Genomic DNA, 25372 nt, shown 5'->3' on the forward strand with positions numbered 1-25372 from the left:
CGTTATGTCGCTCCCGGCGCTGCCAACAAATCTTCGATCTTCACCGGGAGATCGCGCACGCGTACCCCCGTCGCGTGATAGACGGCATTGGTAATGGCAGGCGCGATGCCTGCCATGCCGATCTCTCCGATCCCTCGTGCACCCAGCGGATTCAGCGCGAAATCCGGATAGTCCAGAAATGTCACGTCCATCTTGGGTGAGTCGGCGTGCGTGGTCATCACGTAGTCGGCGAGGTTGCGGTTGAGCGGCGCGCCTGAACGCGAGTCGTAGTGCGTCTCCTCGAACAGCGCCATACCCACGCCCATCACAATTGCCCCTTCGATCTGATTCCGGCCCGTGCGCGTATTGATGATCTTGCCAGCATCGATCACGCTTACCACCCGGCTCACGCGCAACCGTGCAGTTTCCGGTTGCCACGTGACTTCGATAAAGTGCGCGCAATACGAGTGAATCGACACTTTGTTCGCATCGGCATCTGCCCCGCTCGCACCGGAACGACCCCTGCCCAAAACGATGCTGACCTGCGCAGGCGCGAGGATCCGCTCGAATGGCACACCCGCTCCGGGCGATGTCCCTTTGCGATAAACCATGCCTTGTTCGAAGCCCAGCACGTCCACTGACTGTCCCTTGAAGGGCGAGTTGTCCGCTCCAGCGGCCGTCGCAAGAAGCTGCTGGACAGCAGCCTGAGTGGCCTGCGTCACGGCTGGAACCAGTGACGCGGTCACCATCGAGCCACCGGACAATGGTCCCGGCGGCAAACGGGTATCGCCGATCACCACGGCAATCCTGTTGAGCGCGATACCGGTCAGATTGGCGACCATCTGGCCGAGGATTGTGTAGGTGCCCGTACCAATATCCTGAGTCGCCGTCGCGACGCGAGCGGTCCCATCGGCATGCAGTTCGACGATGGCTTCCGCCGGCAATCGCCTTGCGGCCCACGAACCCGCTGCCATTCCCCAACCAACCACGAGGCCGTCGCGGCGCATCGAACCAACGCTTGCAGTTCGGTTCGACCACCCGAACTTGTCAGCGCCAACAGTAAGGCACTCCTTCAGGTGTCGCGACGAGAACGGCACGTTGCGGCTTTCGTCCGTGGCGGGCTCGTTGATCAGCCGCAGCTGGAGCGGATCGACGTTGAGCTTGATGGCGAGTTCGTCGACGGCCGACTCGATCGCGAACAGGCCGGGCACCGCGCCTGGACCACGCATCGACGTGCTGGGCGCAATGTCTCGTCGCGCGAGGGCGGCGGTGACGCGCAGGTTAGGCGAGCTGTACAGGTAACCAGACGTCTCCCCGCAATTTTCCTTGCGCGTTTCCCGGCGAGCCGTCTGATAGACATAGTCATGCTGAAACGAAGTTAAGCGACCGTCGGGGGTTGTCGACAAACGCATGCGTTGCTGCGTACTGGTCCGATGGCCGACGTTATGAAACATCATCTCGCGGGTCACCACCAGCTTGACGGGACGTTGAAGATTGCGCGCCGCAGCGCCGGCGAGTAACGAGTGCGACCATGGAAACAGTTTGCCGCCGAACCCGGAACCAAGGTACTTCATGATCACGCGGACCTGGTCTTCCGACACGCCGAGCATCAACGCCATGACCTGTCGCTGATTCACAATCGATTGCGATGTTTCGTAGAACGTATAGTTGGTTCCATCGAAGGCAGCGACGGTCGCGTGCAATTCGATCGGGCTATGCGTTTCAATTGGCGTGGTATAGGTCTGGTCGAGCTTGAGCGCATCGGGGGCGTTGGCAAAGGAGGTGTCAGCGTCGCCTCGCTGGGTATCGACTGAAGGCTTCTCTTCCGCTGACATCTCTGTGCGCACGTCGGGTTGATTCGTCGAATAACTTACCTTCACCGCACCGGATGCCGCGGTCGCCTGCTCGAAGGTGTCGGCTACTACCACGGCAATGTACTGGCCGTAGTAGTAGACGATGTCATCTTCGAACGGCGGCCGTTTCTCATCGATTCTCGCCTCCGATGCAAAGCCAACACGATAAAACTTGCCGATGTTCTCGCGCGTGTAGACCGACTTAACGCCGGGCATTTTCGCGGCAGCAGCGGTGTCGAGCCGCGTCACGTGTCCCTTGCCGATGGTCGCGCAAACGGGCACGGCGTAGAGCATCCCGGGCAAGGAGAAGTCCGATGTGTATGGCGCGAGGCCGCTCACCTTGAGCGGGGCATCGATTCGTTGGAAGTCGCCGCCGATCAATGGCTGCGCTTTCTTTGAAGCTACCTGCATGGTGTTCTCCGCGAATTGGCGTTATGCAATCAGGCAGTCCGGGTGGCGAGCGTGAGAGCGTGCTGAATGCAGCGCTTCGCCAGTTCGACCTTGAAGCCATTCTGGCTTTGCGGCCGGGCTGTCTGAAGCGCGGCTTCGGCTGCCGCACGAAACGCGGTGGCATCGGGCGAGCGCCCGAGAAGGGCCGCTTCCGCCTCGTGCGAACGCCATGGCTTCACGCCCACGCCGCCCATCGCGATCCTGACGTGATCGATCCTGCCCGACGACACAGTCAGCACAACTGCCGCCGATGCCAACGCAAACTCGTACGACGCGCGATCGCGCAGCTTCAGGTAGACGCTGTGACTACCAGGCATGGGCGCGGGGAGCGTCACGTGAGTGATCAGTTCGCCGGCATTGAGCGATGTTTCGCGTTCGGGCGTCGTACCGGGTAACAGGAAAAAGTCGTCAATGCCGATGCTTCGTTTGCCCTGCGCACTTTCGACGTGGACGCTTGCCTCGAGCGCCGTCATGGCCACGTTCATGTCCGAAGGATTCGTCGCGATGCAGTGTTCGCTTGTCCCCAGGATGGCGAGATTACGGTTGAAGCCGCCGATTGCGGAACACCCGCTGCCCGGCTCGCGCTTGTTGCATGGGGTATTCGTATCGCGGAAATAGACGCAACGCGTGCGTTGCAGCAGGTTGCCGCCGGTCGTCGCCATATTGCGCAATTGCGCCGACGCACCCGACAGCAACGCCTGCGACAGCACGGGATAGCGCGTCTTGATCAACAGATGATTCGCGAGATCGGCATTGCGCACCGTCGCGCCTATCGTGACACCGCCGTTGTCGAGTGTTTCGACTTTATCGAGCGGCAGGCGATGGATGTCGATGACTTGCGCCGGGCGCTCCACATCGAGCTTCATCAGGTCGAGGAGGGTCGTGCCTCCGGCCAGAAAGCGTATTGATGGCGTGCCTGGTTGGCTCGCTGCATTGGCCTGCACCGTTGCCATGTCGAGCGCCTGTTTGACGTCGGCAGCGCGCTTGAGTTGGAAGTGTTCCATTCGTTCGCTCCGTTTAAGCTTTTTGGCGAACTTGCTGGATCGCGGTCACGATATTCGAATAGGCGCCGCAGCGGCAGATATTCCCGCTCATCGCTTCCTTGACGTCCTCGTCGCTGTGGCCGTAGGGCTCCTTGAGCAGCGCGACCGCGGACATGATCTGTCCCGACGTACAGTAGCCGCATTGAAAGCCGTCGTGCTCGACGAAGGCGGCCTGCATCGGATGCAGGTTGCCCGGCCGTCCAATGCCTTCGATCGTGGTGATCATTTCGCCTTCGTGAGTGGCCGCAAGGCTCAGGCACGAATTCACGCGCCTGCCGTCCACATGGACCGTGCACGCGCCGCACTGACCGTGGTCGCAGCCCTTCTTGGTGCCGGTGAGGCGCAGATGTTCGCGCACGCAATCGAGTAGCGTCGTGCGTGGATCGATATCCAGTTCGTGGAGCGTGCCATTGACGTTCAATTGCACATGAACGTTGCCACTGTCCGCTGGCGCATCGTTTTGGCTTGCATCGTTGGAATCTGCGAGCGCAAGCGAATGAAGTTGCCCGGTGCCCACGGCAACGCCTGCCGCGCCCACGCGCGTCAAAAAGGAGCGGCGCGTCACGCGCTCGAAGAGGGTCGCCGGCTCGTCGTCAGTCGCGTCCGGTTGCTGAGGCTTGTCGTTCATGAGTCGAATTCCCGTTGATGCATGGATAGAAGACGACCGACATCGCATCGTCTCGGCATTCGATACTCATCATAGGCCACCCGCCGTGGCGTCAAGATGGCCGCGAGATGGCGGGAAGATGGCACGCGGTTCTGGGCCGTGAGTGCCGTTCGTTTCTACTCAGGTTTATCCAGCACTTCCACCGTCGCGATCAGGTCCCCGAAATCCTGTACCAGCAAGTTCAGCACGAATGCCAGCACGGTGTGTTTCTCTATCGTTCCACATGCGTTGTGTGATGCCGTTCTAAGCTTTTCGAACGACGCACGCGCGAGCAGGACGTTCTCATCCTGATGGCCTCGATCGGCATCGAGCGTGGCGGCTAACGTTCTGGCCGCGTCGGCAAACGCATCGGCGGCTACGTTCAGCGCGTCGCGATGGGTCGCACTTAGCTCCGCGCTCAGCCCAACGAGGTGCGGATCGCCGGTGCAAGCCTTCCCCAGGAACAGCGCGTCCCGATGCAGCCGGGTCAGCATGGGCGCCACCTTGTCGACCACGTCCCCGCGCGTGCGTTTCACCGGCACGATGATGTGCTCACGCCCCGCTTCGGTAATAGCCTCGTCGAGTGCCTTTTCGGCGACGGCAGAGCGCTGATGAAGGCGCTCGGCTTCGTCCGCGTCATCGGGCTTGCGCAGGGTCAGCGTGATCAAATCGCCCAACGCAAGGACGATTTCGCTCGCGCGGTCGTGGGCCGCATTGATCGCACGATTCGGCATCATGAATGCGACGAGGAGCGCGGAGCCTCCCCCAATCAGGATTTCGAGCACACGGTCAATCGGACGTTCGAACGGGGAGCCCATTCCGCTCGCCGGAACCAGCACAACGACGACGAGCGTCACGCAGGCGAGCCGGAGGGTCGGCCGCCAGGCGGCCAGTGCTGCGAGCGGCAAGATTGCAATGGCGAACACGATGAGCGGCGGCGCGCCGCGCAGGATGGCGAACAAACCGACGACACCGACCACGCCGCCCGTCACCGCCCCAATGATCTGGTCGCGGCCCGTGTTCAGCGCCTGGTTGAGACTGGGCTGCGTGACGACAATCAGGGTGGTGATAACCGCCCAGTAAAGCTCGGGGAGCGTGGCGAGTTTAGCGACGCCGTAACTCAGCACGCAACTGATAAGCGTGCGGGCGAAGCGCCGGAGTTCGAGCGTGTAGGTGAGTTTGTTTGTGAGCACTAGATGGTTATTGGCTGAATTTTGTCGGGTTGTCTGGCTCGGGGTTTGGCGGTTTTGGTGGGCGCAATCTCCGAAGGCTGCCATCGGCCGGAGCGGTCAGTTTAAATTCAAACCGATGGAAATATCCGACGTGAAGCTGCCCGCGGCTGTCCACTACGGCCGGGAGTAGCGTCTCCATTCGCCGTTGCGAGCAAAACCTGTGTGATCGCGTTACCATCAATGGTTAATTCGCCGGGTTTGGGGTGTCAAGAACGTTGGAACGTTGGACTGTTGAGTCAACCCCGGCGGCAGTTTCCCCGATAACCATGACCATCACGAACATCAGGAGCCAAGCATGAGCGAAAGCACTTTATCTCGTCAGTATCCGAGCACGCAGTTGTATATCGACGGCGCATGGCGTGCGGGCAGCCGCGACACCGCCGTGGTCAATCCTGCGACGGAAGCTGAAATCGGCCGCCTCTCGCTGGCCGGCGAACAACAACTCGCTGAAGCCGCCGAAGCCGCTGGACGCGGTTTTGCGGCGTGGCGCAAGGTATCGGCATTTGATCGCAGCAAGCTCATGCGCCGTGCCGCGCAGAACCTGCGCGACCGCGCCGAGGAAGTGGCCGCGATCATGACCATGGAGCAGGGCAAGCCGCTGGCCGAGTCGCGCATCGAAGTGCTGGGCGCGGCGGACACCATCGACTGGTTCGCGGAAGAAGCACGCCGGACGTATGGCCGCGTGATCCCGGCGCGTGCGGGCAATGTGCGCCAGATCGTGACGCGCGAGCCGGTTGGTCCAGTCGCCGCCTTCACACCGTGGAATTTCCCGATCAATCAGGCTGTACGCAAGGTATCGGCGGCGCTCGCCGCTGGGTGCTCGGTGGTCCTGAAAGGACCGGAAGAAACGCCGGCAAGCTGCGCGGCGCTGGTTCAGGCTTATATCGATGCAGGTTTGCCGGCTGGCGTGTTGAACCTCGTGTTTGGTGTTCCCGCCGATGTCTCGAAGTTCCTGATCGCGCATCCGCTGATCCGCAAGATCTCGTTCACGGGTTCGACGGCCGTCGGCAAGTTGCTGGCCGCGATGGCCGGCGAGCACATGAAGCGCGCCACGATGGAACTCGGCGGCCACGCCCCCGCGCTGGTTTTCGCCGACGCCGACATCCCGCGCGCCGCGAAACTTCTGGCCAGCGCCAAGTTCCGCAATGCAGGCCAGGTGTGCATTTCGCCGACGCGGTTTATCGTCGAGGAATCCGCTTACGAGGAATTCACGGAGCATTTTGTCGCGACGACGAAGAAGCTGAAGGTCGGCAATGGTCTGGAAGAAGGCGTGCAAATGGGTGCGCTCGCCAACGGCCGTCGCTTGCAAGCAATGGAACGTCTGGTTGCCGATGCGGTTGAGCAGGGTGCGAAGGTGCTGACGGGTGGCGAACGCATTGGCCGTGAAGGGTATTTCTTTGCGCCGACCGTGCTCGCGAATGTGCCGATGTCGGCTCGCATCATGACGGAAGAACCGTTCGGCCCGATCGCGCCGATCTCGACCTTCAAGTCCTACGACGAAGCTATCGTGGAAGCGAACCGTCTGCCGTACGGCCTGGCAGCGTATGCGTACACGAGGTCGAGCGCGACGTCGGCGGCAGTGGGTGAGGACATCGAAAGCGGCATGGTGTCGATCAACCACCACGGGTTGGGAATTCCGGAAACGCCGTTCGGTGGCGTGAAGGATTCGGGGTATGGCTCGGAAGGCGGCAGCGAAGCGATGGAAGCGTATTTGGTGACGAAGTTCGTGACCGAAGCGCGGTAAGACGAATAGAAGTTAGTTTCAGGTAAAAACGCGGCGTGGCCTTTGGCTGCGTCGCGTTTTTCTTTGGCGCATTCGACTATTCATCAAAGGGGTTGATTGTCCGAACACCCGTTGAAGCGAAGTGCTTCACGTTGCGTGTGGCGACTGTCAGATCGTGGATAAGCGCTGTCGCCGCAATCAACTTATCCAGCTCGTTTTCGGGATTTGGCACCCTGAGACGTCCCCAAAGTTGAGCGACGTCCGATCCAATGCTCAGCACGTTCAAGGCGGAGCCGCCTAAAACTTCGGTCAACCATGCATCCAGCGATCGTGCCTGCTTTTCATCGCCTCGGTGGCGAACGGAGTCAAGCCCGCGTCGCAATTCACCGACAGTTATTACTGAAATGTGCAAGCCGCTGTCTTCGTCGTTTGCACGGTCAAAAAAACTTCGAACGCCTCGGTTTGCTCTAGACCCCTTGCGCATCTCGCTTATTACATTGGTATCAATCAAATACACCCGGCGCCTCGTTAGTGCTTTGTACTCGTTCAAAGTCGGAGTCTTCACCGACGTTCGGCATGCTTGCCAATATCTCGGCAAAACTGCGACGCTTCGGACGACCTAACGCTTCGGCCAAAATCACCCGATGCTCCGCTTCCGCGCTACGTCCATGTGCCGCCGCTTGTTCACGAAGGCTCTGAACCACTTCATCATCTATTCCTCGTACAAGAAGACTGGCCATTGTTGCCTCCAAATTTGATGATATCAATGATATCAGTAAACAAGTTCATTGTCATGCCAAATAGCTTTACATTGCCACGTCGACGCTAGACTCGGGCGATTTCAAATCCGAAAAAAAACCCGGCCGAAGCCGGGTTCAACGTTCCCGCGTCCTGATCTCAAAAGGACACGGTCACCTGCAAAAGCTACTGCGGAAAACTCACGCTGCCAACAGCGAGCGCAGCACGAACGGCAGAATCCCGCCGTGCTTGTAGTAATCCACTTCAATCGGTGTATCGATACGCAGCAACACCGTCACACGCTGCTCGCTGCCATCCTTGCGATGGATCACGAGCGTCACTTCCTGCTGCGGCTTGATATCGGACGTGAGACCTTCCAGGTCGAACGTTTCTTCGCCCGTGATATTCAGCGACTGCACGCTGTCCGACCCCTTGAACTGCAGCGGCAATACGCCCATGCCGACCAGGTTCGAACGGTGGATCCGCTCGAAACTGCGCGCCACGACCAGCTTCACGCCAAGCAATTGCGTACCCTTCGCGGCCCAGTCACGCGATGAACCCGTGCCGTACTCTTCGCCCGCAAACACGATAGTCGGCGTGCCTTCATCGATGTATTTCATCGCTGCGTCATAGATCGACATTTCTTCGCCGCTCGGCTGGAATATCGTCAAGCCGCCTTCCACGCGCGATCCGTCTTCCTTCAGCGGGATCATCAGGTTCTTGATCCGCACGTTCGCGAAGGTGCCGCGCATCATCACGTCATGGTTGCCGCGACGCGAGCCGTAGCTGTTGAAGTCGGCCTTCTGCACGCCGTTCGCCTTCAGCCACACGCCTGCAGGTGAGCTTTCCTTGATCGAACCCGCCGGGCTGATGTGATCGGTCGTGACCGAGTCACCAAAAATGCCCAGCGGACGCGCGCCCTTGACTTCAGGAATGCTGTCGGCCGGCGTCATCGAAAAGTCCTTGCCGAAGAACGGCGGCTCAGCAATGTACGTCGACTTCGGCCAGTCATACACCTGACCCGCTTCGCCTTCAATCTTGCTCCACAAGTCGCCGGTCTTCGTGAGTTCAGCGTAGTTCTTGCGGAATGCATCGGCGTCCAGTGCGTACTTCAGCAGCGCGTTGACTTCATCGCTCGTCGGCCAGATGTCGCCCAGGAAGATGTCCTTGCCGTTCTTGCCCTTGCCGACCGGTTCCGTCATCAGGTCGACCGTCATGTTGCCAGCGATGGCATAAGCCACGACCAGCGGCGGCGATGCCAGGAAGTTGGCGCGGATGTTCGGGTGAATGCGCGCTTCGAAGTTACGGTTACCGGACAGCACGGCGGCGGCAACAATATCGTTCTTCGTGATCGCGTCGTTCAGTTCCGGCGTCAGGTCGCCCGCGTTACCAATACACGTCGTGCAGCCGTAAGCGGCCAGCGTGAAGCCGAGCTGGTCGAGGTACGTCAGCAGGTTGGTCTTCGTCAGGTACTCGGTGACGATCCGCGATCCCGGCGCCAGCGACGTCTTGATGTGCGGCGCCACGGTCAAGCCGGCTTCCACGGCCTTCTTCGCGAGCAGGCCGGCAGCCAGCAGCACGCTCGGGTTCGACGTGTTCGTGCATGACGTGATAGCGGCGATCAGGATGTCGCCGTTCTTCACATCGACCTTGTTCGTGGTCGTGTATTGCTTGTTCAGGTCGGCAGCTTTCTTGCCGAAGCCGTTCTCGCTCACAGCCGCCGAGAACAGCTCGGTGAAGTTCGACTTTACGTTGCCGATTTCGATACGGTCTTGCGGGCGCTTCGGACCTGCCAGCGAAGGCGCAACCGTGCCGAGATCGAGCGTCAGCGTCTTCGTGTAGTCAATATCACCGGCCTTCGGCACGCCGAACAGGTTCTGCGCCTTGAAATAGGCTTCGAACGCTTCAATTTCTGCGTCGGTACGGCCGGTTCCCTTGAAGTAGTCGATGGTCTTTTCATCGACGGGGAAGAAGCCCATGGTCGCGCCGTATTCCGGCGCCATGTTGCCGATGGTCGCGCGGTCCGGCAGCGACAGCGACTTCGTGCCTTCACCGAAGAACTCGACGAACTTGCCGACGACCTTCTCTTTACGCAGCATTTCGGTGACGGTTAGCACCAGGTCGGTCGCCGTCACGCCTTCGCGAATCTTGCCCTTCAGCTCGACGCCGACCACGTCCGGCGTCAGGAAATACACCGGCTGGCCGAGCATGCCGGCTTCAGCTTCAATACCGCCCACGCCCCAGCCGACCACGCCAATGCCGTTGATCATCGTCGTGTGGCTGTCCGTGCCGACGAGCGTGTCCGGGTAATACACGGTATCGCCGTCGACCGTCTTCTTGTGGACGCCACGCGCCAGATATTCCAGGTTCACCTGGTGGACGATACCCACGCCCGGGGGCACGACCTTGAACGTATCGAAGGCTTGCATGCCCCACTTCATGAACTGATAGCGCTCGTTATTGCGCTGGAATTCCAGCTTCATGTTCAGGTCGAGCGCGTCTTTCTGACGGAAGTAATCGATCTGCACCGAGTGATCGACCACCAGATCGACCGGCACGAGCGGCTCGATGGCCTTCGGGTCCTTGCCTGCGCGCTGTGCAACGCCACGCATGGCTGCTATATCGGCGAGCAGCGGCACACCGGTGAAATCCTGCAGCACGACGCGCGAGACGACGAAGGGGATTTCATCGGTACGATCCGCGACCGGCTTCCAGGTCGCCAGTTGCTTGATGTGTTCTTCGCCGATCTTCTTGCCGTCGTAGTTGCGCAGCACCGATTCCAGCACGATGCGGATCGACACCGGCAGGCGTTCGATCTTGACGTTCAGCGCCTTTCCGAGTGCGGGCAACGAGTAGTACTTGCCTTTGCCGGAACCGCTGTCGAATTCCTTGAGCGTTTTGTGGAGATTGTGGGCCATGTTTTTTTCCCTTGGTTTAAACGAGGAAATACCTTCGAAACGGGTGATCTAAAAACGGGTAAAGAATCCTGACTAAATCACGTACAAATCAACGTATTCATTGACCGGCATGGCTTCGAGCGCTGCCTGATCCAGCGATACCGCGAGGATCGCCTCTTGCTGCTTGGCTGGGAAACGCCGTGCGAGGTTAACCTTGAACTTCTCAACCAGAAGCGGGATGCCGTCTTCGCGACGACGCTTGTGTCCAATCGGATATTCGACGACCACCTCGTCGAACTTGGAGCCGTCGTTGAACTCAACGGTCAGCGCATTGGCGATCGAACGCTGCTCCGGATCGTGATAATCCTTCGTGAATTGCGGGTCTTCCACGCATTCCATCTTCGCGCGCAACGTATCGATACGCTGATCCTTCGCCACTGAATCTTCATAATCCGATGCGGTCAGCCGGCCATGAATCAGCGGCACGGCAACCATGTACTGGATGCAGTGATCGCGATCGGCGGGGTTATCGAGCGGACCTTTTTTATCGATGATCCGAATTGCTGCTTCGTGCGTGCGGATCGTGATCTTCTTGATGTCTTCAACCTTCTTGCCCATTTCCGCGAGCTTCGCGTGCAAGGTCATCGCGGCTTCCACGGCGGTTTGCGAGTGGAATTCGGCCGGGAACGAAATCTTGAACAGCACGTTTTCCATTACGTACGAACCGTACGGGCGCTGGAACTTGAACTCGTTGCCCTTGAAGAGCACGTCGTAGAAGCCCCATGTTTTGGCGGTCAGAACCGATGGATAGCCCATCTCGCCGGTCTTCGCGATCAGCGCAAGGCGCACGGCGCGCGAAGTTGCATCGCCTGCGGCCCACGATTTGCGCGAGCCCGTATTCGGCGCATGCCGATACGTGCGCAGCGAATGACCATCGACGAAAGCCAATGAAACAGCATTGATCAACTCATCGCGCGTGAGGCCGATCATCTGACCGACGACTGCCGTTGAAGCCAGCTTCACGAGCAAAACGTGATCGAGCCCGACCTTGTTGAACGAATTTTCCAGCGCGATACAGCCTTGAATTTCGTGCGCCTTGATCATCGCGATCAAGACGTCTTTCATCGACAGCGGCTTCTTGCCGGTAGCCACCGCGTTACGCGATAACCAGTCGGCCGTTGCGAGAATGCCACCGAGATTGTCCGACGGATGGCCCCATTCGGCAGCCAACCATGTGTCGTTGAAGTCGAGCCAGCGGATCATCGCGCCAATGTTGAACGCAGCCTGAACCGGGTCGAGCTGGAAAGAGGTGCCGGGCACCTTGGCGCCGTTGGGGACTATCGTGCCGGGCACGATGGGTCCCATCAGCTTGGTGCAGGCGGGATAAGTTAGTGCTTCGAGTCCGCAGCCGAGCGTATCGATCAGGCAGTTGCGCGCGGTGTCGAGCGCGAGCGTGCTGTCGATCTTGTAGTTGAGAACGTAGTCGACGATATCGACTATTACTCGATCCGGCTCGGGCCGGACGTTTGAAATCGGTGCGGACATCGAAAAACCTCTGGTAAAGACTTACTTGACGTTCTTGATCAGTTCGTTGGCTTGCGTAGGTGCCGGTGCGCCCGATGCAGCCATTTCCGCCGTCTTGCATTCGTCGGCGAGACGCGACGAGTCCTTGTCCGAGAACAACATGGCCTTGCTCGGGATCACGACGAGATCCATACCCGTCGCCGCATCGTGGAAACGGTCCGCGCCGGTCGTGGTGTTTTCACGCGGCAGTTGATAGTCCTTCTTCGCCCAGTTCACAGTGACGACCTGGTCACGCTTCATGTCGCCTTTCAGGTAGAAAGCCAGGCCTTCATTGCAGGACCACTTCGTCGAGCCTTCCGGGATCGGGTCCACTTTTGCTGCAGCTTTGGCTTCTGCGCCGGGTTTGCGCTTGATCAGGCGGCGTGCCGGCGCCGGGCGTTTTGCCACTGCCTTCTTGGCCGTGGTCGTTGTGGTGGTCGTGGCATCTGCGGCCAGCGCGCTCGTGGCGGCGAACATGCCCGACAGAGACAAGGCGCCGACAACGCTAGCGATCAGGAGTTTATTCATCAATGACAGCCTTTCTAAATTTCGTTTAAATGTTCAATCGGAGCGTTTGCAGCGCCAGTTCGGAGATGAAATGACCGGCTGCATTGGCCCGTTTTGCGAAAGCGCGCACGCCGATTCAGACTATCCGGCGCACGCAGCGCGCTATTTTCGCTTATTTATAGATTGGAACTTCAGATTTTCGGGCCCGGTGTAATTTGCACTCGGCCGGATGATCTTGTTATCGATACGTTGTTCAATGATGTGAGCGCTCCAGCCCGATGTCCGCGAGATCACGAACAGCGGCGTGAACATGGCCGTGGGCACGCCCATCGCGTGATAGGAAACGGCGCTGAACCAGTCTAGGTTCGGGAACATCTTCTTCGCGTCCCACATCGTTGTTTCGAGGCGTTCGGCGACGTCGTAGAGCTTGGTGTCGCCGGCTTCTTTCGATAACTTCTTCGCGATTTCCTTGATCACCTTGTTACGCGGATCGGAGATCGTGTACACCGGATGACCGAAGCCGATCACGACTTCCTTTGCTTCCACGCGGCGACGGATATCGGCTTCCGCTTCGTCGGGCGTCTGATAACGCGACTGAATATCGAACGCAGCTTCATTCGCGCCGCCGTGCTTCGGGCCGCGCAACGCGCCGATGCCGCCGGTAATCGCCGAGTACATGTCCGAGCCCGTGCCGGCGATCACACGACACGTGAACGTCGATGCGTTGAATTCGTGCTCGGCGTAAAGAATCAGCGACGCGTGCATTGCATCGACCCATGACTTCGACGGAGGAACACCATGCAGCAAATGCAGGAAGTGCCCGCCGATGGAATCGTCATCGGTCTCGGTCTCAATGCGCCGGCCGTTATGAGAATAGTGGTACCAGTACAGCAGAATGGAGCCGAGCGAGGCCATCAGGCGGTCGGCAATATCCTTGGCACCGGCAATGTTGTGATCCTCTTTCTCAGGCAACACGGTGCCGAGCACGGAGACACCGGTGCGCATCACATCCATCGGATGAGCCGATGCGGGAATCCATTCGAGCGCGGCTTTCAGGTTCGCGGGCAAACCACGCAAACCCTTGAGCTTGGCCTTGTACGTCTTGAGTTCAGCGACGGTCGGCAGTTTGCCATGCACGAGCAGATATGCGATCTCTTCGAACTCGGAGGTGCCGGCAATATCGAGGATGTCATAGCCACGATAATGCAAATCATTGCCCGTCTTGCCGACGGTGCACAGCGCGGTATTGCCCGCTGTCACACCCGACAGCGCGACTGATTTCTTCGGTTTGAAACCGCCGGTGGCGGGTGCCTCTTTCTCTAACGTATCGCTCATTCGACCCAGTCTCCTGATATGTGGAACGCGTTATTTGTCGAGTAAAAAAAGCGTCTCTGCGCCTTCAGGCAGCGCCTGTGCCGACGCTTTCGCGCGGCGCAGCACCGACCAGTAATATCGATAGCTTGCGCGATCGTGCAACGTGTCCTGATACCGCGTCGGTCCCCATTGCGCGTTTTGCGCGGCGAGCAAAATCTCTGTGGCAGTCGCGATTTCATCGCTGCGCGGCAGGAAGGCATCGACGATCGGCTTGATCTGATCCGGGTGGATGCTCCACATGCGCGTGTAGCCAAATTCGTTGCGGGCTCGCTGGGCGTCGTTCGCGACCACGCTCATGTCGCGCACTTCCGTGGAGACGTTATGCGACGCCACCTTGCCATGCGCGTGGCAAGCCGCCGCGATCTCGAGCTTCGCGCGCCGCACGAGCGGATGATCGAACTGACCCGGCGAGCGCATCGCGGTATCGGGAATCGCGCCGTTATGCGCCGACACAAAATCCATCAGCCCGAAACTCAACGCTTCAACGCCCGGCAGTGCCGCGAGTTCGAAGACCTCGGCCAGCGCACCATGTGTTTCGATCAGCAGTTGGCACGGAATCGCGTGCTTGATCCCGAACTCGCATCGCGACGCTTCGACGAACGCGACCATTTCGGCGGCATCGAAGACACTGCGAATCTTGGGCAGAGTGATGTACGCGGGTGCCTTCTTCGCGGCGCGAAGGATGATGCGCACGTCGTCACGCCACGCACGGTTCTCGAAGTCATGAATGCGCACGCCGACGCGGCCAAAGCGGTCTTCCTCGCTGCCGAGAAACGATGCCACCAGTTCCGCATGCGATGCTTCCTGACCGACTTGCGCGCCGTCCTCGCAATCGAGCGTGACGTCGAATACCGGCCCGAGTTGCGCCTGCAGCGCGAGCGATTTCCTGATCAGCTTTTCGCTTCCTGCATAGTGATCGCAAGGGGGCATCACAGCGGGTGGAACATCGCCTTCAAACAGGACTTCGGCGGGGGAGAGAGCGCGCATCGTCGGCGTCGGGTTGCTTGTAAAGAGGGTGGAAACAGCGGATTCGGGTGAGTTCGGATGTTTTTTCAAACGCTTTTCAAACACCAAACGCACTCGAATCAGCAGCGAGCGCCGGCCTTCCGGCCAGACACTCGCGTGAAACGCAAAGACAACCAGACCCGCTTACTTGCCCAGCAAATGCGCGACGCCGTCGCGCTCTTCGAGCAATTCGTTCAGCGTGCCGGTCATCTTCTCGCGCGAGAACGCGTCGATTTCGAGGCCTTCAACGCGCTTGTATTCGCCGTTTTCGCACGTCACGGGAACACCGTAGATGATGTCTTCCGGGATTTCGTACGAACCATCAGACGGAATGCCCATGGTGACCCACTTGCCGTTCGTGCCGAGCAGCCAGTCATGCACGTGGTCGATAGCCGCGTTGGCAGCGGACGCTGCCGACGACAAACCGCGCGCTTCGATAATCGCTGCGCCGCGCTTGCCAACCGTCGGGATGAATGTGTTGCGATTCCATTCGTCGTCGTTGATCAGCTTGGTCAGCGACTCGCCTTCGACCGTGGCGAAACGGAAATCCGGGTACATGGTCGGCGAGTGATTGCCCCACACAGCCAGCTTTTCGATCGATGCCACCGGCTTGCCCGACTTCGATGCCAGTTGCGACAGCGCGCGGTTGTGGTCGAGACGCAGCATGGCCGTGAAGTTCTTCTTCGGCAGATCCGGCGCCGACTTCATCGCGATGTACGCGTTCGTGTTGGCCGGATTTCCGACCACGAGCACCTTGACGTCGCGGCTGGCGACGTCGTTGAGCGCCTTGCCTTGCACCGTGAAAATTTCAGCGTTGGCGGACAGCAGGTCCTTACGCTCCATGCCCTTCGAACGGGGACGGGCGCCGACCAGCAACGCCACATCTGCGTCCTTGAACGCGACCTTCGGATCGTCCGTGACGACAACGCCTGCCAGCAGCGGGAACGCGCAGTCTTCCAGTTCCATGACTACGCCCTTGACAGCGCCTTGCGCCTGCGGCAGGTCGAGCAACTGAAGGATGACCGGCTGGTCTTTGCCTAGCAGGTCGCCATTGGCGATGCGAAACAGCAACGAGTAACCGATTTGACCTGCGGCGCCGGTGACGGCAACGCGCTTTGCGGACTTAGCCATTGAGAACACTCCTGAACGGTGCGTGAAACGCTAGGGGAAAACGCCATTTTAGGCGCGTTACGCGAAGCGTTGATGAAGCACGTGAATCAAACTGCGCGGGCTGTCACGAAAACCCAATGCCAATGCGCCTGAAGCGAGATTGTCACTGTCCTTCCGGTAGCATGCCGGCAATCGCAGCCCGACCCTCGTGCTGGGAATCTGGCTCTGTGAGCATGGGATTTGCGCTGGATCCTGCAGTTCAGCGCCGCGCAACACCTCGTGCGTCGCGTTTTCGAAGGCGCGCGGGCGTTGCAAGAGCGGGGCACTGGCAGCGGCAGCGAACACGAAAGCCGTTCGGCTTGAGGCGATGAGCGGTAGGCCGTCATGGGGCGTTCCGGGGCGTTTTTGGTGGCCGGCGTAACGCTGGCCGACGCAGCGGCTGTGCCGCACGACACGCGCAGCATCCCGCAAACCCTTGCTCGCCAAGGAGTGTAGGATTCGATCAGGGCAAAGTCAACCGTATCATATGTCTTATATAAGACATAGGAATGTCCGGGAAAACGCTAGACGCGCGTTGACGCTTTATGATGAAATGCGCGCATGAATTCAAACCCAGCGAGCACCACGAACCTTTCCGGCGCATCCGGTGCGACGGAAGTCGTGCCTGCCTCGTCGCCTACGTTCAGCCCGCTATACCAGCAGATCAAGGCCCTGATTACCCAGGGGCTTGAATCGGGCGAATGGAAGCCCGGCGAAATGATCCCGAGCGAAGTCGAATTGGCCGCCCGCTACAAGGTCAGCCAGGGAACGGTGCGCAAAGCTATCGACGAACTTGCTGCCGACAACCTGCTCGTACGCCGTCAGGGCAAAGGCACGTTTGTTGCAACGCACAACGAAGATCGCGTACAGTTTCGCTTTCTGCGATTGCTGCCGGAAGACGGTGACCTTCATCCCCACGTGAGCCGATTGCTGGAGTGCCGCCGTTTGCGCGCACCCGCCGAGATCGCTCGCCAGCTGGACCTGAAGCCTGCTGACCCGGTTGTATGCATCAAGCGCTTGCTGCAATTCGACGGCCAAACCACCGTCTTCGATGAAATCTGGCTGCCCGGCGCGGTCTTTCGCGGTCTGACGGCTGAACGCCTGGCGGATTACAAAGGCCCGCTTTATGCGATGTTCGAAACGGAGTTCGGTACGCGCATGATCCGGGCATCGGAGAAAATCAGGGCTGTCGGTGCGGACGACCAGGTCGCCGAACTGCTTGGCGTGGCAGCCGGGTCGCCGTTATTGTCGGTCGAGCGGGTGTCGTACACGTATGGCGACCGGCCGGTTGAAGTGCGGCGCGGGTGGTATGTCACGAACGGCTATTACTATCAAAACGATTTAAGTTAAAGCGGGTGTTGAAGCGGACGTGGACGGCTCGGCGGCAGGCCCCAAGGGGCGCTTAAGAGTCTTTCTCACGCGACTAGCAATAGCCTCTTGCGCGGCATTTCGCTGCAGCGCGATATAAAAAGGCGCTAAAATCGCGGACTAGTGTGATAACAAAGTTGGGGTCTAGCATGGCTGAAGCTGCAAAAAAACCAAGACCTGAGTACCGGAATATCGGAATCGCTCAGCTAGCAACCTACCGCTTGCCACTAGCGGGAAAGGTTTCAATCCTTCACCGCATTAGTGGTCTGCTTCTATTCGTAGCGCTGCCGTTTCTGCTTTATCTGCTGGACCAAAGCCTCACGTCGGAGATCAGCTTCGACTCGTTCAAGGGCTTTCTCGCCAATCCCCTCGTCAAGATCGTCGTCCTCGTGCTTTCGTGGTCCTTCATGTTCCACTTTTGCGCCGGCATCCGCTTCCTGCTGCTCGACACGCACCGTGCAGTGAGCAAGGAAGGCGGCAAGCAGACGTCCATTGTCGTGCTCGCGGTGTCATCCCTGCTGACAATCGTCGTTGCGCTTAAACTCTTCGGAGCCTTCTGAGAATGGCAGCGAATAACAACAATCGAATCGGTCCCAAGCGCCTCGTCGTTGGCGCGCACTACGGTTTGCGCGACTGGCTGGCCCAACGCATTACCGCCGTCGTGATGGCCCTGTACACGCTGGTCCTGCTGTTCTGGTTCTTCGGCGCGCGTGATTTTTCGTACGACGGCTGGGCCTCCATTTTCGCCATGCAATGGATGAAGCTGGCCACCTTCGTAGCCTTGCTCTCGCTCTTTTATCACGCGTGGGTCGGCATTCGCGACATCTGGATGGACTACATCAAGCCGGTCGGCTTGCGCCTGTTCCTTCAAGTGGCGACGATCCTCTGGCTGGTCGGTTGTATCGGCTACGCGGCACAGATTCTCTGGAGAGTGTAAAGAATGGCTGCAATTAAAACGTCCCTGCCGCGTCGCCGTTTCGACGTCGTGATCGTAGGTGCAGGTGGTTCGGGCATGCGTGCGTCGCTGCAACTGGCTCGTGCGGGTCTGTCGGTCGCGGTGCTGTCCAAAGTGTTCCCGACGCGTTCGCACACGGTTGCGGCCCAAGGCGGTATTGGCGCATCGCTCGGCAACATGAGCGAAGACAACTGGCATTACCACTTCTACGACACCATCAAGGGCTCCGACTGGCTCGGCGACCAGGATGCGATCGAATTCATGTGCCGTGAAGCGCCCGGTGCTGTTTATGAACTCGAACACATGGGCATGCCGTTCGACCGTAACGCTGACGGCACGATCTATCAGCGTCCGTTTGGCGGCCACACGGCGAACTACGGTGAAAAGCCGGTGCAGCGCGCTTGCGCCGCGGCCGACCGTACCGGCCACGCATTGCTGCACACGCTGTATCAGCAGAACGTCGCGGCCAAGACGCATTTCTTCGTTGAATGGATGGCGCTGGACCTGATCCGCGACGCCGACGGCGACGTGCTCGGCGTGACCGCCATGGAAATGGAAACGGGCGACGTCCACATCCTCGAAGGCAAGACCACGTTGTTCGCCACGGGCGGCGCGGGCCGGATCTTCGCGGCATCGACGAATGCGTTTATCAATACCGGCGACGGACTCGGCATGGCGGCTCGTTCGGGCATCGCTTTGCAGGACATGGAATTCTGGCAATTCCATCCGACCGGTGTAGCGGGCGCGGGCGTGCTGATTACCGAAGGCGTGCGCGGCGAGGGCGGGATTCTGCGTAACTCGGACGGTGAGCGCTTCATGGAACGTTATGCGCCGACGCTGAAGGACCTGGCGCCGCGCGACTTTGTTTCGCGTTCGATGGACCAGGAGATCAAGGAAGGCCGCGGTGTCGGTCCGAACAAGGACCACGTCTTGCTGGATCTCTCGCACATTGGCGCCGAGACCATCATGAAGCGGCTGCCGTCGATCCGCGAAATCGCGATGAAGTTCGCGAACGTGGACTGCATCAAGGAACCCATTCCGGTGGTGCCGACCATCCACTATCAGATGGGCGGCATTCCTACGAACATTCACGGTCAGGTCGTGGGCACGCTAAAGGGCGGCTACGAAGAGCCGGTCAACGGCTTTTACGCGGTCGGCGAATGTTCGTGCGTGTCGGTGCATGGCGCGAACCGCCTGGGCACGAACTCGCTGCTGGACCTCGTGGTGTTCGGCCGCGCGGCCGGCAACCACATCATCAAGCATGCGCTGGAAATGAAGGAACACAAGCCGCTGCCGGCCGATGCCGCCGACGCTGCGCTTGAACGCCTCGCCGTGCTGGAGAACTCGTCGTCGGGCGAATACACGCAGTCGATCGCCAACGACATCCGCGCGACCATGCAGGCGCATGCCGGCGTGTTCCGTACGTCGAAGCTGCTGTCGGAAGGCGTGGACAAGGTCAAGGAATTGTCCGAGCGCGTGAAGCATGTGCATCTGAAGGACAAGTCGAAGGTGTTCAACACGGCGAAGGTCGAAGCACTGGAACTCGCGAACCTGATCGAAGTGGCGCGGGCCACCATGATCTCGGCCGAAGCGCGCAAGGAAAGCCGCGGTGCGCATGCGCATAGCGACTTCGAAATTCGCGACGACGAGAACTGGATGAAGCACACGCTGTGGTTCAGCGAAGGCGACAAGCTCGATTACAAGCCGGTGCACATGACGCCGCTGACGGTCGAATCGGTGCCGCCGAAAGCGCGTACCTTCTAAGGCAAAGGAATCGAAATGGCAAAGCGTACTTTTGAAATCTACCGCTACGATCCGGACAAGGACGCGGCGCCCCGCATGCAGACGTACGAGATCGAGATCGACTCGCATGAGCGCATGTTGCTGGACGCACTGCTGAAGCTGAAGTCGGTCGACGAAACGCTGTCGTTCCGCCGTTCGTGCCGTGAAGGCGTGTGCGGTTCGGACGCCATGAACATCAACGGCAAGAACGGTCTGGCCTGCTTGCAGAACATGAACGACCTGCCGCAGAAGATCGTGCTGCGTCCGCTGCCGGGCTTGCCCGTGGTGCGCGACCTGATTTGCGATTTCACGCAGTTCTTCAACCAGTATCACTCGATCAAGCCGTACCTGATCAACGACACGCCGCCGCCGGAAAAAGAGCGTCTGCAAACGCCTGAAGAGCGCGACGAGCTCGACGGTCTGTATGAGTGCATCTTGTGCGCTAGCTGCTCGACTTCATGCCCGAGCTTTTGGTGGAACCCGGACAAGTTCGTGGGTCCGGCGGGCTTGCTGCAAGCCTATCGATTCATTGCGGACAGCCGCGACGAAGCGACGGGTGAACGTCTCGACAACCTGGAAGATCCGTACCGTCTGTTCCGTTGCCATACCATCATGAATTGCGTCGATGTGTGTCCCAAGGGACTGAATCCTACGAAGGCAATTGGCAAGATTAAAGAATTGATGGTGCGCCGCGCTGTCTGAGAAGGACTTGTGTCATGAATGACTTCGGGCATCAGTCCGACCCTCTACGCCGGGCGCGCCTTCGCTGGCGCGCGCGGCGCGGTCTGCTGGAAAACGATTTGATCTTCGAGCGTTTTTTCAGCCGATATGAGCACGACCTCAGTGACGCGGACGTTGGTGTGCTGACGCAACTGCTGGAACTGAGCGACAACGACCTGATGGACTTGCTGCTGGCACGCAAGGAACCGGATGGCGAACTGGCCTCGCCGGATATGACCCGCGTGCTGGAGATGCTGCGCTCTGCCTGATTTAGTTCACTGAGCCAGTCCATGCGGTCGTGCAAGAGTCGTGCGAATTATCGAAAACCTGTTTCCATACTTCGATTGAGGATGTGCTATGACCCCGTCAGATGTTAAAGCCACGCTATCGTTCAGCGACAACTCGCCGAGCGTTGAAATGCCGATCTACAAGGGCACCTTGGGCCCGGACGTAATCGACATCCGCAAGCTCTACGGCCAGACCGGCAAGTTCACGTACGATCCGGGCTTCATGTCGACGGCGGCGTGCAATTCCGCAATTACGTACATCGACGGCGATAAGGGTGAGTTGCTGTATCGCGGGTATCCAATCGAGGAACTCGCGGTCAAGGCCGACTTCATGGAGACCTGCTACGCGCTGCTCCACGGCGATCTGCCGACGGTCAAGGAAAAGGAAGACTTCGTTGAAACCGTCACGAAGCACACGATGGTTCACGAGCAGATGCATTTCTTCTACCGTGGTTTCCGTCGCGATGCACACCCGATGGCGGTGCTCGTGGCTGCCGTGGGTGCGTTGTCGGCGTTCTATCACGACTCGCTGAATATCAATGATCCGCGTCATCGTGAAGTGTCGGCCATTCGCATGATTGCGAAGCTGCCGACGCTGGTGGCGATGGCGTACAAGTTCACGATCGGCCAGCCGTTCGTTTATCCGAAGAACGACCTGTCGTACAGCGCGAACTTCATGCACATGATGTTCTCGAACCCGTGCGAAGAGTACAAGGTCAACGACGTGCTCGTGCGCGCGCTGGATCGGATTTTGATCTTGCATGCGGACCATGAGCAGAATGCTTCGACGTCGACCGTGCGTCTGGCTGGGTCGTCCGGTGCGAATCCGTTTGCTTGTATTGCCGCTGGTATTGCTTGTTTGTGGGGCCCGGCGCATGGCGGTGCGAATGAAGCCGCGTTGAACATGCTGGAAGAGATCGGCTCGGTCGACAACATTCCTGAGTTCATCAAGCAAGTGAAGGACAAGAATTCGGGCGTGAAGCTGATGGGCTTCGGGCATCGCGTTTATAAGAACTACGATCCGCGCGCGAAGCTGATGCGTGAAACGTGCCATGAAGTGCTGGAAGAACTGGGTCTGCACGATGACCCGTTGTTCAAGCTTGCAATGGCGCTGGAAAAGATTGCGCTGGAAGACGAGTACTTTGTGTCGCGTAAGCTGTATCCGAATGTCGATTTCTATTCGGGTATTGTTCAGCGCGCGCTGGGAATTCCGACGGCTATGTTTACGTGCGTGTTTGCAATGGCGCGTACGGTGGGCTGGATTGCGCAGTGGAACGAAATGATCGCTGATCCTGAACAGAAGATTGGCCGTCCGCGTCAGTTGTTTATCGGCGATACGCCGCGCGAAGCGAAGGCGATTGATAAGCGGTAAATGGTAGCGGTTGTTGGCGCAGTAAAGCCCGTTTGGGGCTGAAAGCTGCGCAGTGTGTAGCGGGATAAGAAACGCCCCAACGGGTTTGCCGTTGGGGCGTTTCTTATTGTGCGCCCAGCATGGGCGCAATCTTCGAAGTGTAGGTCCTTCCGTGAGTTGACCACGGCGATTAAAGCACAACTGCGTGAGGATGAGTGCGCATGGGAGTCTCGGCATCAGGGGATGCCGCTGTCCCGTTGCTGGCCGATGTGATGCTCGACGTTGATGAGGCGGAGCGGGAATAGAAGACGCGGGTCATTGCTCTGGGCGCTACGCCGACCGTGTAGGCGCGTGCGTTCGTAGTCCTCGCGCCGGGCTAACGCGAAGGACGCGTTAGGCAGCGTATTCCAGGCGTTACAGTGGTACCACTGGTTAATGCGCAGAAGCTCAAGGCATGGCTTGTTTCGAGATACGAAGTAGTGCAAACTTTCATTTTGAAAGGCTCTCGCCTTAGCGAAACGCAGTAAAAGACCTCGGAGACAAATTGTTTCGATTTCAATGCGTTACATGCGATAAATGGCACGTGGGCGAGCCGAGTCTTGCCTTCGCCGTGCCGGACTACTTGTCGGGAATTCCCCAAGATCAGCATAAGTCGCGCGTCCGCTGCTCGGAAGATCTTTGTGCGGTCGATGATGAATTCTTTTTCGCACGGGTAAGCCTTGAGATACCAATTATTGGTGCCAGCGCGCCATTTCTCTGGGGCATTTGGGTGACCCTGAGCAGGCGAAGCTTTGACGACTACACCGAGCGATTCGAACGGCGTGAGGCCGGAGGCCCGTACTTCAGTTGGCTTGCGAATGAGCTTCCCGGCTACCCGCCGCTAGCCGGACAGCAGTCGCGTATTTTCGCTCGGGCTGGAGGGCTCAGGCCTTTGGTCAAACTCGAAGAATCGGATCATCCGCTGTCTGTGGACTTTCACAAAGGGATGTCGGCGGACCGTGCTGAAGCTATTTTCCAGATGGTTCTCCATCGGACCGACCGGGCTCACTGACGCCCAGATCTGAAAGCGAACACAGCGGCATAGCCAACTGAATAGGCGCGCCCGGTACCTTCGTGGGCTCTACTGGCTGTCTGGTTGGTCGAGGTATGTCTTCAGAGATGCGTCGTCGGGATCGCCGAAGGACTCTACTGCTGCTCATTGCGCCGGGAACTGCCCTCGATCATCGACGTTGGAGCGCGAGGTGCTCGTTCCATAGGGGAACCTTCGCATGCAAGTGGCCTGCTGGCGAAACAAGTGTGGGCAGTCGGTAACTAATCATAAAACAAATGACAACGAAAAATTATCTACTCATTATGGCTGTTTTTCTTTGCCAAGCATGCACAACGATATTGGATAAAAATGCCGTATCAGACAATGCGCCAACGACCTTAAACGACGCCAATTCGCAATACAGGTTAGGACTGGATTACGAAGCCGGCAAGGGCGTGCCGCAAGATATGGGGCAAGCTCAGATCTGGATCGAACGAGCGGCAAAACAAGGGCTGGCGCAAGCACAGTACGCGTTGGCGTCGCTGTATCTGACCGGACATACGTTGGATGATGATCGTGTTGCAATCCGTTGGTTTCAGTTACGGACCGACCAGAGTTATGCAATGGCGCAGTCCACGTTCGGCTGGAAAATCGAATATGTGGAAGATATGCCCGCGGAAATAGACACTAAAATATTCAGGAATTACCTCTCAGCGGCACAGCAAGGCTACGCAAAGGCGCAGTTTGCGGTGGGATGGCTCTATCAAAACATCGGTAACGCAGAGCATGCAGTTTTCTGGTATCGACTGTCAGCCGATCAGGGAAATATGGCGGCTGAAAATAGACTGGGTTTCTACTATCTCGCAAAACGCGACTATCCGAAAGCATTGGAGTGGTTTCAAAAATCAGCCGGGCACGGATATGATGCGGCCAAATTAAACATTGGCAACATGTATTGGAGTGGTCAAGTCGGTGAGAAAAATAGGGAAGAGGCGATTCGCTGGTATCAAAAGGCTGCAAACCAAAAGTACCCAGTGGCACAGTATCAGCTCGGCAAGACCTACTGGGAAGCGGACGAATATAAAGATAAATCGCAAGCGTTGCATTTGTTCCGTTTAGCGGCGGACCAGGGATTCGCACCAGCGCAAGCCTACCTCGGCAATATCTATGCTCAAGGCCTCGGCGGGGTGCCGCAGGATACCGAGCAGGGCCTACGCTGGCTGAAGTTGGCAATTGATCAGAATTCCGATGTTGCCGAAAGCATACTGTCGCGGATGTACGCGAATGGAATTGGTGTAACGCCCGATCTGAGTATCGCATTTCAGTGGGCTTATCGCTCGGCCATCCAGGGGAATCTCCAAGCGCAATATGACGTTGGCAGAGCATATGCGTTAGGGCTTGGTGTTCCCGCAGATAAGCAGCAGGCCGCCAGTTGGTTCCGTTTATCAGCAAATCAAGGATATCCCGGCGCGCAATACTTTCTCGGCTCGTTGTATTTCAGCGGTGAGGGTGTACCGCAAGACAAACCGAAGGCCCTAGCCTTGATGCGGTTAGCTGTGGAGCAGGGGACTCTATCGCAATTCTTTGAACGGGGAGCGCCGGAAAACATGGTGGCCCTCATTTATCTAACTGGGGACGGGGCACCCAAAAACGGGCCCGAAGCAGTGAAGTGGTTCACGCTGGCAGCGGGGCTTGGAAACACGTTAGCGCAACAATATCT

General features: G+C 58.7%; 22 protein-coding genes. 10 read left to right on the top strand and 12 right to left on the bottom strand.

From position 1 onward, the window contains the following. Positions 1 to 2 precede the first annotated feature (2 nt). The 4 genes from ACSQ83_RS28995 to ACSQ83_RS29010 form a co-directional block, all read right to left on the bottom strand. Positions 3 to 2243 carry a xanthine dehydrogenase family protein molybdopterin-binding subunit gene (locus ACSQ83_RS28995; protein ID WP_436230514.1) on the bottom strand — a complete coding sequence of 747 codons (2241 nt, stop codon included), beginning with the start codon at positions 2241 to 2243 and terminating at the stop codon, positions 3 to 5. 29 nt (positions 2244 to 2272) lie between these two features. Further along, complete coding sequence (locus ACSQ83_RS29000) at positions 2273 to 3286, bottom strand: FAD binding domain-containing protein (protein WP_436230515.1); 1014 nt, start codon at positions 3284 to 3286, stop codon at positions 2273 to 2275. Positions 3287 to 3299: 13 nt separating this feature from the next. Then, a complete protein-coding gene (locus ACSQ83_RS29005; protein ID WP_436230516.1) occupies positions 3300 to 3953 on the bottom strand; it encodes a 2Fe-2S iron-sulfur cluster-binding protein in 654 nt (217 codons plus the stop codon). A gap of 155 nt (positions 3954 to 4108) precedes the next feature. After that, entirely contained in the window at positions 4109 to 5164 is a 1056-nt protein-coding gene (locus ACSQ83_RS29010; protein WP_436230517.1) for an FUSC family protein, read from the bottom strand. A gap of 334 nt (positions 5165 to 5498) precedes the next feature. Here ACSQ83_RS29010 and ACSQ83_RS29015 point away from each other — a divergent pair, with 334 nt between their 5' ends. Continuing rightward, positions 5499 to 6947 (top strand): NAD-dependent succinate-semialdehyde dehydrogenase, encoded by a 1449-nt coding sequence (locus tag ACSQ83_RS29015; protein WP_414970171.1) that lies wholly within the window; start codon positions 5499 to 5501, stop codon positions 6945 to 6947. 76 nt (positions 6948 to 7023) lie between these two features. Here the strand turns inward: ACSQ83_RS29015 and ACSQ83_RS29020 are convergent, their stop codons facing one another. From ACSQ83_RS29020 to ACSQ83_RS29055, 8 genes are all read right to left on the bottom strand, one after another. After that, positions 7024 to 7443 carry a type II toxin-antitoxin system VapC family toxin gene (locus ACSQ83_RS29020; protein WP_414970172.1) on the bottom strand — a complete coding sequence of 140 codons (420 nt, stop codon included), beginning with the start codon at positions 7441 to 7443 and terminating at the stop codon, positions 7024 to 7026. Then, positions 7430 to 7666 carry a FitA-like ribbon-helix-helix domain-containing protein gene (locus ACSQ83_RS29025; protein WP_414955181.1) on the bottom strand — a complete coding sequence of 79 codons (237 nt, stop codon included), beginning with the start codon at positions 7664 to 7666 and terminating at the stop codon, positions 7430 to 7432. The genes ACSQ83_RS29020 and ACSQ83_RS29025 overlap by 14 nt, the downstream gene beginning before the upstream one ends. 198 nt (positions 7667 to 7864) lie before the next feature. Continuing rightward, positions 7865 to 10582, bottom strand: coding sequence for an aconitate hydratase AcnA (acnA, locus tag ACSQ83_RS29030; protein ID WP_414955182.1), 2718 nt, complete (start codon positions 10580 to 10582; stop codon positions 7865 to 7867). Between the two features lie 72 nt (positions 10583 to 10654). Continuing rightward, a complete protein-coding gene (locus tag ACSQ83_RS29035) occupies positions 10655 to 12106 on the bottom strand; it encodes a bifunctional 2-methylcitrate dehydratase/aconitate hydratase (RefSeq protein WP_436230518.1) in 1452 nt (483 codons plus the stop codon). A gap of 21 nt (positions 12107 to 12127) precedes the next feature. After that, complete coding sequence (locus ACSQ83_RS29040; protein ID WP_414970447.1) at positions 12128 to 12652, bottom strand: hypothetical protein; 525 nt, start codon at positions 12650 to 12652, stop codon at positions 12128 to 12130. A gap of 141 nt (positions 12653 to 12793) precedes the next feature. Next, entirely contained in the window at positions 12794 to 13966 is a 1173-nt protein-coding gene (gene prpC / locus ACSQ83_RS29045) for a bifunctional 2-methylcitrate synthase/citrate synthase (RefSeq protein WP_436230519.1), read from the bottom strand. 30 nt (positions 13967 to 13996) lie between these two features. Next, positions 13997 to 14992 (bottom strand): HpcH/HpaI aldolase/citrate lyase family protein, encoded by a 996-nt coding sequence (locus ACSQ83_RS29050; RefSeq protein WP_414955017.1) that lies wholly within the window; start codon positions 14990 to 14992, stop codon positions 13997 to 13999. A gap of 162 nt (positions 14993 to 15154) precedes the next feature. Next, on the bottom strand, positions 15155 to 16141 hold the full coding sequence (locus tag ACSQ83_RS29055) for a malate dehydrogenase (protein ID WP_414955015.1): 987 nt from the start codon (positions 16139 to 16141) through the stop codon (positions 15155 to 15157). A gap of 579 nt (positions 16142 to 16720) precedes the next feature. Here ACSQ83_RS29055 and ACSQ83_RS29060 point away from each other — a divergent pair. The 9 genes from ACSQ83_RS29060 to ACSQ83_RS29100 form a co-directional block, all read left to right on the top strand. Further along, complete coding sequence (locus ACSQ83_RS29060; RefSeq protein ID WP_414955014.1) at positions 16721 to 17509, top strand: GntR family transcriptional regulator; 789 nt, start codon at positions 16721 to 16723, stop codon at positions 17507 to 17509. Between the two features lie 167 nt (positions 17510 to 17676). Continuing rightward, positions 17677 to 18087, top strand: a complete 411-nt coding sequence (gene sdhC / locus ACSQ83_RS29065; RefSeq protein WP_414955013.1) for a succinate dehydrogenase, cytochrome b556 subunit — start codon at positions 17677 to 17679, stop codon at positions 18085 to 18087. Positions 18088 to 18089: 2 nt separating this feature from the next. Continuing rightward, complete coding sequence (gene sdhD, locus ACSQ83_RS29070) at positions 18090 to 18464, top strand: succinate dehydrogenase, hydrophobic membrane anchor protein (RefSeq protein ID WP_165102064.1); 375 nt, start codon at positions 18090 to 18092, stop codon at positions 18462 to 18464. Between the two features lie 3 nt (positions 18465 to 18467). Further along, complete coding sequence (gene sdhA, locus ACSQ83_RS29075; protein ID WP_414955012.1) at positions 18468 to 20246, top strand: succinate dehydrogenase flavoprotein subunit; 1779 nt, start codon at positions 18468 to 18470, stop codon at positions 20244 to 20246. A 15-nt stretch (positions 20247 to 20261) separates the two neighbouring features. After that, positions 20262 to 20966: a succinate dehydrogenase iron-sulfur subunit gene (locus ACSQ83_RS29080; RefSeq protein WP_031362534.1), complete on the top strand. Its 705-nt coding sequence runs from the start codon at positions 20262 to 20264 to the stop codon at positions 20964 to 20966. Positions 20967 to 20980: 14 nt separating this feature from the next. Next, positions 20981 to 21253, top strand: a complete 273-nt coding sequence (locus ACSQ83_RS29085) for a succinate dehydrogenase assembly factor 2 (protein WP_436230520.1) — start codon at positions 20981 to 20983, stop codon at positions 21251 to 21253. 88 nt (positions 21254 to 21341) lie between these two features. Then, positions 21342 to 22643: a citrate synthase gene (gltA, locus tag ACSQ83_RS29090; protein WP_414955011.1), complete on the top strand. Its 1302-nt coding sequence runs from the start codon at positions 21342 to 21344 to the stop codon at positions 22641 to 22643. A gap of 523 nt (positions 22644 to 23166) precedes the next feature. Continuing rightward, a complete protein-coding gene (locus ACSQ83_RS29095) occupies positions 23167 to 23673 on the top strand; it encodes a DUF2199 domain-containing protein (RefSeq protein ID WP_436230521.1) in 507 nt (168 codons plus the stop codon). 275 nt (positions 23674 to 23948) lie between these two features. Further along, positions 23949 to 25372, top strand: a 1424-nt coding sequence (locus tag ACSQ83_RS29100) for a tetratricopeptide repeat protein (RefSeq protein ID WP_436230522.1), incomplete at its 3' end; no start/stop codon positions are given.

Origin of the sequence: Caballeronia sp. LjRoot29, from assembly GCF_964252755.1 — a bacterium.
Classification (GTDB): Bacteria; Pseudomonadota; Gammaproteobacteria; order Burkholderiales; family Burkholderiaceae; genus Caballeronia.